At 63.0% G+C, this 10,623-nt stretch carries 13 protein-coding genes and 1 tRNA gene; 9 read left to right on the top strand and 5 right to left on the bottom strand.

Features of this window, described 5'->3' with window-relative positions:
* The first annotated feature begins 169 nt into the window (after nt 1-169).
* Nucleotides 170-244, top strand: a tRNA-Gly gene (locus RBB16_RS13965).
* A gap of 48 nt (nt 245-292) precedes the next feature.
* Here the strand turns inward: RBB16_RS13965 and RBB16_RS13960 are convergent.
* Nucleotides 293-1,135 (bottom strand): tetratricopeptide repeat protein, encoded by an 843-nt coding sequence (locus RBB16_RS13960; RefSeq protein WP_071690233.1) that lies wholly within the window; start codon nt 1,133-1,135, stop codon nt 293-295.
* 182 nt (nt 1,136-1,317) lie between these two features.
* Between RBB16_RS13960 and RBB16_RS13955 the strand changes: the two genes are divergently transcribed.
* The 4 genes from RBB16_RS13955 (at nt 1,318) to RBB16_RS13940 (ending at nt 4,588) form a co-directional block, all read left to right on the top strand.
* A complete protein-coding gene (locus RBB16_RS13955) occupies nt 1,318-2,268 on the top strand; it encodes a hypothetical protein (RefSeq protein ID WP_306046755.1) in 951 nt (316 codons plus the stop codon).
* A gap of 108 nt (nt 2,269-2,376) precedes the next feature.
* Entirely contained in the window at nt 2,377-2,964 is a 588-nt protein-coding gene (gene hisB / locus RBB16_RS13950) for an imidazoleglycerol-phosphate dehydratase HisB (protein WP_306046754.1), read from the top strand.
* A gap of 3 nt (nt 2,965-2,967) precedes the next feature.
* The gene (gene hisH, locus RBB16_RS13945) at nt 2,968-3,606 is read left to right on the top strand and encodes an imidazole glycerol phosphate synthase subunit HisH (protein ID WP_306046753.1); all 639 of its coding nucleotides are present in this window, start codon (nt 2,968-2,970) and stop codon (nt 3,604-3,606) included.
* 4 nt (nt 3,607-3,610) lie between these two features.
* A complete protein-coding gene (locus tag RBB16_RS13940; RefSeq protein ID WP_306046752.1) occupies nt 3,611-4,588 on the top strand; it encodes a glutaminase in 978 nt (325 codons plus the stop codon).
* Here the strand turns inward: RBB16_RS13940 and RBB16_RS13935 are convergent.
* The gene (locus RBB16_RS13935; protein WP_306046751.1) at nt 4,552-4,941 is read right to left on the bottom strand and encodes a DUF2147 domain-containing protein; all 390 of its coding nucleotides are present in this window, start codon (nt 4,939-4,941) and stop codon (nt 4,552-4,554) included. The genes RBB16_RS13940 and RBB16_RS13935 overlap by 37 nt on opposite strands.
* A gap of 142 nt (nt 4,942-5,083) precedes the next feature.
* On the opposite strand from RBB16_RS13935, the gene hisA reads away from it, so the two are divergent.
* From hisA to RBB16_RS13915, 4 genes are all read left to right on the top strand, one after another.
* On the top strand, nt 5,084-5,806 hold the full coding sequence (gene hisA / locus RBB16_RS13930; RefSeq protein ID WP_306046750.1) for a 1-(5-phosphoribosyl)-5-[(5-phosphoribosylamino)methylideneamino]imidazole-4-carboxamide isomerase: 723 nt from the start codon (nt 5,084-5,086) through the stop codon (nt 5,804-5,806).
* 95 nt (nt 5,807-5,901) lie between these two features.
* Nucleotides 5,902-7,284, top strand: coding sequence for a Hint domain-containing protein (locus tag RBB16_RS13925; RefSeq protein WP_306046749.1), 1,383 nt, complete (start codon nt 5,902-5,904; stop codon nt 7,282-7,284).
* A 73-nt stretch (nt 7,285-7,357) separates the two neighbouring features.
* Nucleotides 7,358-8,119: an imidazole glycerol phosphate synthase subunit HisF gene (gene hisF / locus RBB16_RS13920; RefSeq protein WP_071690226.1), complete on the top strand. Its 762-nt coding sequence runs from the start codon at nt 7,358-7,360 to the stop codon at nt 8,117-8,119.
* Complete coding sequence (locus RBB16_RS13915; RefSeq protein ID WP_306046748.1) at nt 8,116-8,424, top strand: phosphoribosyl-ATP diphosphatase; 309 nt, start codon at nt 8,116-8,118, stop codon at nt 8,422-8,424. Before hisF ends, RBB16_RS13915 begins: the two co-directional genes overlap by 4 nt.
* Nucleotides 8,425-8,427: 3 nt before the next feature.
* Here the strand turns inward: RBB16_RS13915 and RBB16_RS13910 are convergent, their stop codons facing one another.
* The 3 genes from RBB16_RS13910 to RBB16_RS13900 all read right to left on the bottom strand — a co-directional run bounded on the left by RBB16_RS13910 (nt 8,428) and on the right by RBB16_RS13900 (nt 10,588).
* The gene (locus RBB16_RS13910; RefSeq protein WP_306046747.1) at nt 8,428-9,351 is read right to left on the bottom strand and encodes a homocysteine S-methyltransferase family protein; all 924 of its coding nucleotides are present in this window, start codon (nt 9,349-9,351) and stop codon (nt 8,428-8,430) included.
* A gap of 129 nt (nt 9,352-9,480) precedes the next feature.
* On the bottom strand, nt 9,481-9,954 hold the full coding sequence (locus RBB16_RS13905; RefSeq protein ID WP_306046746.1) for a CoA-binding protein: 474 nt from the start codon (nt 9,952-9,954) through the stop codon (nt 9,481-9,483).
* 181 nt (nt 9,955-10,135) lie between these two features.
* Nucleotides 10,136-10,588, bottom strand: a complete 453-nt coding sequence (locus tag RBB16_RS13900; RefSeq protein ID WP_306046745.1) for a YHS domain-containing (seleno)protein — start codon at nt 10,586-10,588, stop codon at nt 10,136-10,138.
* Nucleotides 10,589-10,623: the final 35 nt, after the last annotated feature.

Below are 10,623 nucleotides of genomic sequence, written 5' to 3'. Positions count from 1 at the left end.
TGCCAAGGTTAGGGTCGTGAGTTCGAATCTCATCGCCCGCTCCAATCAAAAAGGCCTCCGGATTTCCGGGGGCCTTTCTGATTTCAGGGCTGGATATCTTCCTGTGACAGTGCCCCAAATTTCCTCTTGCAGCCCCCGATCACCCGTCCTAAACACCGCCCTCAAGAGAGCGGGCGTAGCTCAGGGGTAGAGCATAACCTTGCCAAGGTTAGGGTCGTGAGTTCGAATCTCATCGCCCGCTCCAATCAAAAAGGCCTCCGGATTTCCGGGGGCCTTTTGTCTTTCCACGGGCTTACTGCGCGCGCATCTCTTCGAGGCGTTCGGCGGCATCGGGATGGCCAAGTTCCAGCGCCCGTTCGAACCACAGGATTGCCAGCGCATCGTCCTGCTGTACGCCATCGCCATCGCGCACGACAATCCCCATGTTATAGGCGGAATAGTCGTCGCCCAGATTGGCGGCCTCGGCCCAGATGCGGGCGGCTTCGGCACGGTCCTGCGGGAAGCCACGACCGCGATAATGCCCGAAGGCCACCAGGCGCATGGCCACCTCATCGCCTTGCGCGGCGGACAGTCCGGCCCAGTACATCGCCGCGTTGTCGTCGTTTTCCACGCCTTCAGCATTGTAATAGGCGTAGGCCAGGTTCGATTGCGCAATCGCGTTGCCCTGCTCGGCCGCCTGACGGAACAACTGCACCGCGCGGACATAGTCCTGCTCGACGCCCTCACCATCCCAATAGATCATGCCAAGATCCAATTGGGCGCTGGCCTCGCCTGCTTCGGCCCGTGCCGTCAGGCCGGCGATCTCGGCAATCATCATCACGTCGATCCCGTCGACCATCACGGCAAAGCCGTCATTGCCATCGACCACGACCTGCGATTCCGGCTGGACGTTGTAGACCTGACCATCGACGACGACGCTGCTATTGGTGATCAGCACCGTGTGCTCGTTCAGAACCGCCTCGATCCCGCGCGCGGTTTCGCGCGAACTGATCGAGCCGGTTCCGGTGATGGTGACGGAGATGTCGCCATAGGTGGACGTCATATGCGACTGCGCCGCAGCAGCCAGCGGCAGGGCAAGCGCCAGCCCTGCGGCGAGGATCAGGGTGCGGGGCGAAACAAAGCGGAAGTGGGACATGAAACTCTCCTGAAATGGACGGCTGGCGGAAAAATGCCGGGAATCACGGATGCGAAAAATATATAGTGTTAAACAGACATTTAGTCAAGATCACCGATGACAGGTGTTTTTCCTTGCAAATGCAAGCCCGGTTTCGAACACTCCATGCTGTATTGCATCAACAGTTTGTAGGAGGAGCATCCATGTCCCGCTTTTTGACCGCCTTTGCATCCATTGGCCTTGCCGCGATCACGGCGTTGCCTGCCTTGGCCCAATCCCCGCTTAGCCTGTCGGGGATGAGCGTCTACCGCTACGAAACCCTTGTCGACCATTCCGGAAATTCCGGATCATTCTGCTGCGCGCCCTACGTGCTTGGCGGCCCGGATGGTCATTTCTTCTATATCCGCGCCATCTTCGACGTGGCATGGAGCGACGATCTGGACCGGATCTCCTACAGCTCCTCCGACATTACCCTGATGTTGCCCGGCGATGAGGAAGGCCGCCGTGCCCAGGGGCGCTATGACTGGTACGGGGTGTTCACGCCCTCTGCCGGGTCCATGTCGGAACGCCGCCCGCGCGACTTCCCCGAGGAAACCGCGCAGGCCTTCCTGAACGGTGTCTGGTACCTGCCGCGCGAGGCGACGACCGCCACGCTGATCATCGGTGAAGATGATGACATGCTGGAAATACCGGTGAACCTTGCCGTCGAGGTCGGCCCTGTCATTGCGCCTGGCCAGACCTTCACCTTTACCCCCACAGGCCTGACCCGCGCGACCGAGTTGACGGCGGAAACGAACATGAACCGCACCGACGTGCCGGGGCATCTGGCGCCCACCACGGGCACGATGCTGCGGGTCGATTTCGATGCCACGCCCGCCTTCTCGACCGACACCGATGCGCAGGCCGGGGAAAACCAGGCCTTTCTGCGCAACACCTGGTTCTCGCTGGTCGGCCCGGATGGCGCGCCGCTGACCCTGATCGGATCGCAGAGCGGGTCGAACTCCACACCGCGAATCGAATGGACCAACTCGATCAGCTGGGACAACGACCCGCGCTCGGTGGACCTGAGCCTCTACTTCCTCGGCGCTGGCACGCCGGGCACCTACCAGCTCTATTTCCTTGAGGATATGGTGGGCGAGATCACCCTTCAGTGACGAAACAGGCCGGGGCGGCAACGCGCGCGCCCCGGCCCTGCCCTTGCGCCCTTTTCCGCGACGGCGCATCGCCCTATAAGGCGGCAACGACAATGGCGGAGCCCCCCGATGCGCAGAGCACAGATTTCCCGGCAGACGGCCGAAACCGAGATCAGCGTCGAGATCAATCTCGACGGGACCGGGGCCTATGACAACCAGACCGGGGTCGGCTTCTTCGATCACATGCTGGACCAGCTCAGCCGCCATTCGCTGATCGACATGACGATCCGCGCCAAGGGGGATTACCATATCGACGACCATCACACGGTCGAGGATACCGGGATCGCTCTGGGACAGGCACTGGTTCAGGCGCTTGGCGACAAGCGTGGCATCCGGCGCTATGGCGAATGCCACCTGCCGATGGATGACGCGCAGGTGCGCGCCGCGCTGGACCTGTCGGCGCGGCCCTTCCTGATCTGGAACGTGGATCTGCCCACGCCCAAGATCGGCACGTTCGACACCGAACTGGTGCGCGAGTTCTTTCAGGCGCTGGCCACCCATGGCGGCATCACCCTGCATGTGGACCAGATCCACGGTTTCAACAGCCACCACATCGCCGAGGCGACCTTCAAGGCCGTGGCCCGTGCCCTGCGCATGGCGGTCGAACCCGACCCGCGCAAGGCCGATGCCATCCCCTCGACCAAGGGGACGCTGTAACCCATGACCACCGTCCTTGTGGATTACGAAAGCGGCAACCTGCATTCCGCCGAGAAGGCCTTTCAGCGCATGGCGTCCGAGGGCGGGCATGGGGCGGTCGTGATCACCGCCGACCCCGATGTCGTCGCCAAGGCGACCCGCATCGTTCTGCCCGGCGACGGCGCCTTCCCGGCCTGTCGGCGCGGGTTGCAGGCGATTGACGGGCTGGAGGAGGCCCTGGTTGAGGCGGTCGAGACCCGTGGTGTCCCGTTTCTGGGCATCTGCGTCGGCATGCAGATGCTGACGGGCTGGGGCCGTGAATACGAGGATGTGGAAGGGTTCGGCTGGATCCCCGGTGAAGTGGTGAAGATCGAACCCTCCGACCCTTCGCTGAAAGTGCCGCATATGGGCTGGAACGACCTGGTGATCGACCGAGCCCACCCGGTTCTCGACGGCCTGAACACCGGCGACCATGCCTATTTCGTCCATAGCTATCACATGAAAGTCACTGACCCCGCGCATCTGCTGGCCCATGTGGATTATGGCGAGCGGGTCACCGCCATCGTGGGCCGTGACAATGTGGTGGGCACCCAGTTCCACCCGGAGAAAAGCCAGCACGCCGGGCTGCGGCTGATTTCCAATTTCCTGAACTGGCACCCCTGATCCGATGCCTGACCTGCAGGACGCCCTCGACCGGATCGCAGCGGACATGGCGGGCCGCATGGACAGGGGTGAGGTGGCGCAGTACATCCCTGAACTGGCCCGCGTGGACCCTGCCCGCTTTGGCATCGCCGTGGCGCTTCCGGGCGGTCAGGTTCTTGGCGCGGGCGACAGCGCCCTGCCCTTCTCGATCCAGTCCATTTCCAAGGTTTTCACCTTGTCCATCGCGCTTGGCCGCCTTGGCGATCAGCTCTGGTCGCGGGTCGGGCGGGAACCTTCGGGGCAGGCGTTCAACTCGATCCTTCAGCTGGAACATGAAAAGGGCCGCCCCCGGAACCCCTTCATAAACGCAGGCGCCATCGCGGTGACGGATGCCATTCTGGCAGGTCATCAGCCGAAGGAACTGTTGGGCGAGATCCTGCGCTTCGTGCGGGCCGCGGCGGGTGACGACGACATCCACATCAACGACGCGGTGGCCAGATCGGAAACCGCCACCGGGCACCGCAACCTGGCGCTGGCCAGTTTCATGAAATCCTACGGCAACCTGATCAACCCGGCGGAACTGACTCTCGGGGCCTATTTCCACCAATGCGCCATCGAGATGAGCTGCCGCCAACTGGCCCGTGCGGGGCTGTACCTGACGAGCGCATCGGGAACGCCCCGGATGCTTGGACCGGATCGGGTGCGGCGGATCAATGCGATCATGATGACCTGCGGTCACTACGATGCGTCGGGCGATTTCGCCTTCCGCGTGGGCCTGCCGGGGAAAAGCGGTGTGGGCGGCGGCATCCTGTGCATCGTGCCGGGCCGGGCCTCTGTCGCGGTCTGGTCGCCGGGGCTGAATGCGCAGGGCAATTCCCAGCTTGGCACCGAAGCGATCGAGCGGCTGGCCAGCGACATGGGGTGGTCGGTGTTCGGGGCCAGCCACACGGCCAACCCCGAACAGGGTCAGTTCACGCGGGTCCAGTCGCCACCGCAGCGCTGAATGCCAAGCAGACGGCCGCAGACAGACATGGTGTCACCGTTGAGATAGAGCCGCGAATTGTAGGTCGAATCCCGGTCCGGCGAATAGAGCCGCCCGCGATATTCCCCACCCCCGCGCGGCGCGGTATCCCAGATGATCTGGCGGCCGACATTCTCGCTTTCCATCGTCGCGCCGGAGCCGTCGAAAGCCTGAATGAGCGTGCCGCAGAAATTGCTGCCGCACTGCACGACCTCGATGATCCCGGTATTGCCGTTGTCATCGGGCGCGGTGCGCCAACGGCCCTCGATCGGGTCGGCGGCGGCCATGCCGGCAAAGCCAATGATGGCGGCGAGGGCGATAAGCGTGGTTTTCATGGTGATCTCCTCCCAGAAACTGGGGGCAGTTTGACCGGGCCTGCGGCATTCTGGCAAGGCTGACGTTGGGTTGCCTTGGCAAGCGCTGCGGCTTCCGGCAAAAGGGCGCCGACAGATGCCCCTTCGCGAAAGGCCCCACAAGATGATCCTCTACCCCGCCATCGACCTCAAGGACGGACAGGCCGTGCGGCTTTACAAGGGCGAGATGGAGAAGGCCACGGTATTCCATGACCGTCCGGCGGAACAGGCCAGGGCGTTTCAGGACGCCGGCTGCGAATGGCTGCATCTGGTGGACCTCAACGGTGCCTTCGCGGGTGAACCAGTGAACGGCGCGGCGGTCGAGGCGATCCTGGCGGAAACCTCGGTCCCGGCGCAGCTTGGCGGCGGTATCCGCGATTTGGCCACCATCGCCATGTGGATCGAGAAGGGCATCGCGCGGGTGATCCTGGGCACGGTCGCGGTGGAAAACCCCGATCTGGTGCGCGAAGCGGCCCGCGCCTTCCCCGGTAAGGTTGCAGTCGGCATCGACGCCCGCAAGGGCATGGTCGCCACCAAGGGATGGGCCGAAGAGACCAATGTGACCGCCACCGACCTCGCCCGCAGCTTCGAGGACGCAGGCGTTGCCGCCATCATCTACACCGACATCAACCGAGACGGGGCCATGCAGGGGCCCAATATCGAGGAAACGGCGGCACTGGCCCATGCCGTGTCGATCCCCGTCATCGCCTCGGGCGGGGTGTCTTCGCTGGATGACCTGCGGGCGCTCAAGTCCTGCGGTGCGCCGCTCAACGGGGCGATCTCGGGCCGCGCGCTCTATGACGGGGCACTGGATCTTGCCGAGGCACTTACAGTGCTGAAGGGCTGATCCCGCCGCATTTTCGCCCAGATTTGCCCTTAGTTTTGCGAAAAACCCGCTGATCCAGGCGGGGTATCTTTGAGCGGTATGGGGCAATTCCGGCCATGGCCATCGGGCAAGCGGGCAGTATCACCACGAATTCGCCGGGCGAGAACGACCCGATCACCATCACCTTCGATGAACCGCTGACCGACCCGGTCATCGCGCTCAGCGCCACCAGCAATGGCGGGCATCCCTTTTCCTTGCGTGTCACGGACATCACCTACGACACCGACGGCAATGCGACCTCGTTCACCTTCATCATCGAGGAATGGGAGTATCTGGACGGCCCGCATCCGGCGACGGAAACGATCAACTGGATTGCCATCGAGGAAGGGGTCCATACCCTGCCCGATGGTCGGGTGATCGAGGCGGGCACGACAAGCGCCACCCATGCCACCAGTTCCGTCAGCCTCGCGGGCGGTTTTGCCGATCCGCCGGTCATCCTGACCTCGGTCATGTCGGAAAATGACACAACCACGGTGGACAGCGATCCGCTGAACGTCACCGCGTCCGGCTTTGACCTGCGGCTTCAGGAAGAGGAAGGTCAGGACGGCATTCATGCCGCGGAAACCGTGGGCTACATCGCCATTCAGGCCGGTGGCGATGCCAGCAGCGGCACGGCGTCGGTCTTTGACGGGGTCAACCACACGACGCACACGCTGAGCCTGGGCGATACCTTCACCCAGGGCGTGGTTGTCGCCGAGACCCAGACGATCAACGGCGGCAACACCGCCACGGTCATGATCGACGGCCAGACAAGCAGCACCGTTGGCGTCTTTGTCGAAGAAGAGCAATCGGCCGATTCAGAGATGAACCATATCGACGAAAGCATCGGTGTGGTCACATTCGAGGACGGGCTGATCCTGTGCTTCACCCCCGGCACCCTGATTGATACGGTCGCGGGGCCGCGCGAGGTGTCCAGCCTCAGACCCGGTGATCTTATCCTGACCCGCGATGCAGGCCCGCAACCCTTGCGCTGGCGGAGCCATACCCGGATGACGCCTGAACGGCTGGCAGCTCACCCGCACATGCGCCCCGTGCGAATTCACAAAGGGGCGATTGCGCCGGGTGTGCCGGATCGCGATCTTGTCGTCTCTCCTCAGCACCGTATGCTGATCAATGGCTGGAAGGCCGAGCTGCTGCACGGCGCATCCGAGGTTCTGGTCCCGGCCAAGTCCCTGATCAACGACGAAAAGATACGTCCCGAAGCTGCCGCGTCGGGTGTCGATTACCACCACCTGCTGTTGGATGGGCATCACGTCATCACGGCCAATGGCGCCGCCACAGAAAGCCTGCATGCGGGTGAACTGGACAGATCCGATCTGGTCCCGAAGGCGCGGCAGGAACTGATGTTGCTCTTCCCCGATCTGGGGTGGCTCGGGCACGGTTTCGGACCGCTGGCCCGGCCCTCTCTCAGCGTGCAGGAAGGCCGCGCCTACGCCTGATCGTCGCTTCGGTTTGCATTCCGCGCCGGTGCCGCCTAAGACGGTCGGAACATCCTTCACCCGGACCCCAGACATGCTGAAAACCCGCATCATCCCCTGCCTCGACGTGGCCGACGGGCGCGTGGTGAAGGGGGTCAACTTCGTGGACCTGATCGACGCCGGCGACCCGGTGGAATCGGCGCGCGCCTATGATGCGGCGGGCGCGGATGAGCTCTGCTTCCTCGACATCCACGCGACCCATGAAAACCGCGGCACCATGTATGACCTTGCCACGCGCACGGCGGAACAGTGCTTCATGCCGCTGACCATCGGCGGCGGGGTTCGCACGGTCGAGGATGTGCGCAACCTGCTGCTGGCGGGCGCCGACAAGGTCAGCTTCAACTCCGCCGCCGTGGCCGACCCCGACGTTGTGGCGCGCGCGGCGGACAAGTTCGGCAGCCAGTGCATCGTCGTGGCCATCGACGCCAAGACCGTATCGCCCGGCAAATGGGAGATCTTCACCCATGGCGGGCGCAAGGCGACCGGCATCGACGCGGTGGAATTCGCGCGCACGGTCGTGGCAAAGGGCGCGGGCGAAATCCTGCTGACCTCGATGGACCGCGACGGCACGCGGGCAGGCTTCAACCTGCCTTTGACGCGCGCGATTTCCGATGCGGTGCCGGTGCCGGTGATCGCCTCTGGCGGCGTCGGCAATCTTGATCACCTCGTCGAAGGCGTGACGATTGGCGGGGCGTCGGCCGTTCTGGCCGCCTCGATCTTCCATTTCGGCGATTACACCATTGCCGAGGCCAAGGCCCATATGGCTGCCGCCGGTATCCCCGTGAGGCTCTCATGACCACACTTTCCCGCCTTGCCGCCACGATCGAGGCCCGCAAAGGGGCCGATCCAGACAGCTCCTGGACCGCGAAGCTGCTGGCCAAGGGACCGGAGAAATGCGCCGAGAAATTCGGGGAAGAGGCCGTCGAGGCGATCATCGAAGCGGTAAAAGGCGACCGGGAGCGGCTGACCTCGGAGGCGGCGGATGTGCTCTATCACCTGCTGGTCATGCTGGCGGCACGTGACGTGACGCTGGCGGATGTGCTGGCGGAGTTGGAGCGGCGCGAGGGCATGTCCGGTATTGCTGAGAAAGCAAACCGCTGAGGCCTATTCTTTAAGGTTGCGCGCCATGGCCCGCAGATGCCGGAAATCCGTTCCACAACAACCGCCGAAGACACGGAAATTCGGATTAGCACGGGCAAGGTCACCAATCTGTTGACCCAGCTCCTCTGGATCACCTGCGTCAAGCTCCTCGGCATTATCCAACTCTTCGTGACTACAGCGCGAGGCATTGCTGACTAGTCCCGCAAGTCGGTTTAGGCGCACGTCACCGTCAAGGGCCGGGGCCAAATGCTCAGGGTGCGCACAGTTGACGAGGAAGTAGGAAGGATAGCTTTCGCTTGTAGCATCTACCTGTTCAATTGCGTCGGCCAGGTTCGTTCCGTCGGGCAGGCGTCCGTCGGTTTCCACTGTAAAAGCAATCACCACGGGAATGCCCCGCGCCCTTGCTGCTCGCGCGATACCAGCTGCCTCCGCCGCGTAAGTCATGGTAAACGCGTTTACCAGTTCCACTCCGGCTTCTGAAAGCACGCCCATCTGCTCCCCGTGAAAGGTCTCGGCTTCAGCAACCGTCATCTGATCACCTACTTCATAGCCATCGCCTCTCGGACCCATCTGCCCCGAAAGGATCAGGTTTGCATCCGGGTTGGCGTCACGCACTTCAGTGATCAAACGAACGGCCTTCCGGTTGCTTTCTGCCAGCCTTTCCGGCGAATAACCTAGCTCTCGTCCTCGGTCCCGGCTGGCCACCCAGGTAAGAGCATCCAGCATAATGCAGACGCCTTCTTCGCGAGCGAAATCGGCCAAAGCCTGATAGTCGCCGCGCAGCATTTCGTGCGTTTCGGGATCATCCAGCAGCGGATAGGAGGCGAAACCGGGCAGGTCGATTCCTCTGGAAAAGATCAGATCGGTTTCCAACCCGACCCAGTGCAGTATCGGCCCCTCGGGCGTGCTGTGGCGAGAGGTAGACATTGGCGCTCCTGCTTGCATGGTGTGCGCCTAGCCTAACGGCTGCTACCAATCGAGAAAAGGTTTTCTGCCGGACGACGGACCGAGGTGGTGCGGCTTCGAAGACGACATATCAGGCTGCGCCCTTGGCGTTCAAAGCTTGGAACTGATGATCCCGGTATTGAACCCGCCCATCCGCAGCTCGCCAAAAAGCCGCTGATACTCGATCTTGGGGCAGCGGTTCTGGATCACCTGCACCCCCCGCGCCTCCGCCTTTGCCGCGGCTTCCGCATGCTGCACCCCGATCTGCATCCAGATCGTCTTGAGGCCCGGAAACCGGTCCAACGCCTCGTCGACAATCGGCGGCACGGACTCCGACCGGCGGAAGATATCGACCATGTCGACCGACCCCTCGATCTCGGACAGGGACGCCACGACCGTCGCCCCGAACAGGGTGCGCCCCGCATGGCCCGGATTCACCGGGATCACCCTGAAGCCTTTCAGCTTCAGGTAGCGCCCCACGTAATGCGATGGCCGCACCGGGTTGGGCGACACGCCCACGCAGGCGATGGTTTTGGTGCTGCGCAGGATCCTGCGCAAAAGATCATCGGAGGGATTCGTTGTCATGGGCGCAGCCCTAGCACAAGAAAAAGGCGCCCGCAGCGGGATTTCGCTACAGGCGCCAAGTGCGGAACGAGGGACAGTGATGGGCGCTTTCGGTGTTCCGAACCGTGCGCCATACGTTGTAATTTAGCAACTTCCTGACACATTTAAAGGGGTGGAACGAAAAAGTGATTGAAAATAGTGTCTACCCCAGAATCGCAGGCCAATTCGCGTCCGCCAATGCAACATTGCCCGCAATGTCGCGTTCCCACCGGCGCCGGATGCGCAGCGACGCATTCAGGAACAGCCGCCCCGCATGGATCGTCCAGGCCTCCGGCACCGTGTCGGCGACATAGCCACGAGACGCCGCCCAGGCACAGTAGCCGCCATAGGCGGGGGCAAATGCCATTGGGTCAGTGGCAAACCTGTCGCGATTGACCGCAGAGCTGAACAGCCAGCGCGCGCCGTTCCAGTCAACCGCATAACCTGCCTGTCCCGCAACCGGTTCCCCGGCATCGAAATAGGCAACGGGATCCGTGCCGTTGATGGCCACACCAGCCGAGGCAAAAACGGGTGGCGAGGAGGCAAATGCCGCGCCAACCTGCAAAGACAAGGGAGCGGCTGCAAGAAACGTCAGGGCGGTGCGGCGGCGGATCATGGGAGTCTCCTTGGAAGCTCCCCCAAGATTGCCAT

The organism is Nioella sp. MMSF_3534 (assembly GCF_030732985.1).
Classification (GTDB): Bacteria; Pseudomonadota; Alphaproteobacteria; order Rhodobacterales; family Rhodobacteraceae; genus Nioella.
Note: the sequence above shows the minus strand (reverse complement) of the source record. Positions and strands in the feature narration are given on the sequence as shown.

What these genes read in the sequence shown, in the direction of transcription:
- RBB16_RS13925 (WP_306046749.1), top strand. Translation starts at nt 5,902, where the DNA reads ATGGCCATCGGGCAAGCGGGCAGTATCACCACGAATTCGCCGGGCGAG.
- hisH (WP_306046753.1), top strand. Translation starts at nt 2,968, where the DNA reads ATGACCACCGTCCTTGTGGATTACGAAAGCGGCAACCTGCATTCCGCC.
- RBB16_RS13955 (WP_306046755.1), top strand. Translation starts at nt 1,318, where the DNA reads ATGTCCCGCTTTTTGACCGCCTTTGCATCCATTGGCCTTGCCGCGATC.
- RBB16_RS13915 (WP_306046748.1), top strand. Translation starts at nt 8,116, where the DNA reads ATGACCACACTTTCCCGCCTTGCCGCCACGATCGAGGCCCGCAAAGGG.
- RBB16_RS13910 (WP_306046747.1), bottom strand. Translation starts at nt 9,351, where the DNA reads ATGTCTACCTCTCGCCACAGCACGCCCGAGGGGCCGATACTGCACTGG.
- RBB16_RS13905 (WP_306046746.1), bottom strand. Translation starts at nt 9,954, where the DNA reads ATGACAACGAATCCCTCCGATGATCTTTTGCGCAGGATCCTGCGCAGC.
- RBB16_RS13940 (WP_306046752.1), top strand. Translation starts at nt 3,611, where the DNA reads ATGCCTGACCTGCAGGACGCCCTCGACCGGATCGCAGCGGACATGGCG.
- hisB (WP_306046754.1), top strand. Translation starts at nt 2,377, where the DNA reads ATGCGCAGAGCACAGATTTCCCGGCAGACGGCCGAAACCGAGATCAGC.
- hisA (WP_306046750.1), top strand. Translation starts at nt 5,084, where the DNA reads ATGATCCTCTACCCCGCCATCGACCTCAAGGACGGACAGGCCGTGCGG.
- RBB16_RS13935 (WP_306046751.1), bottom strand. Translation starts at nt 4,941, where the DNA reads ATGAAAACCACGCTTATCGCCCTCGCCGCCATCATTGGCTTTGCCGGC.
- RBB16_RS13960 (WP_071690233.1), bottom strand. Translation starts at nt 1,135, where the DNA reads ATGTCCCACTTCCGCTTTGTTTCGCCCCGCACCCTGATCCTCGCCGCA.
- hisF (WP_071690226.1), top strand. Translation starts at nt 7,358, where the DNA reads ATGCTGAAAACCCGCATCATCCCCTGCCTCGACGTGGCCGACGGGCGC.
- RBB16_RS13900 (WP_306046745.1), bottom strand. Translation starts at nt 10,588, where the DNA reads ATGATCCGCCGCCGCACCGCCCTGACGTTTCTTGCAGCCGCTCCCTTG.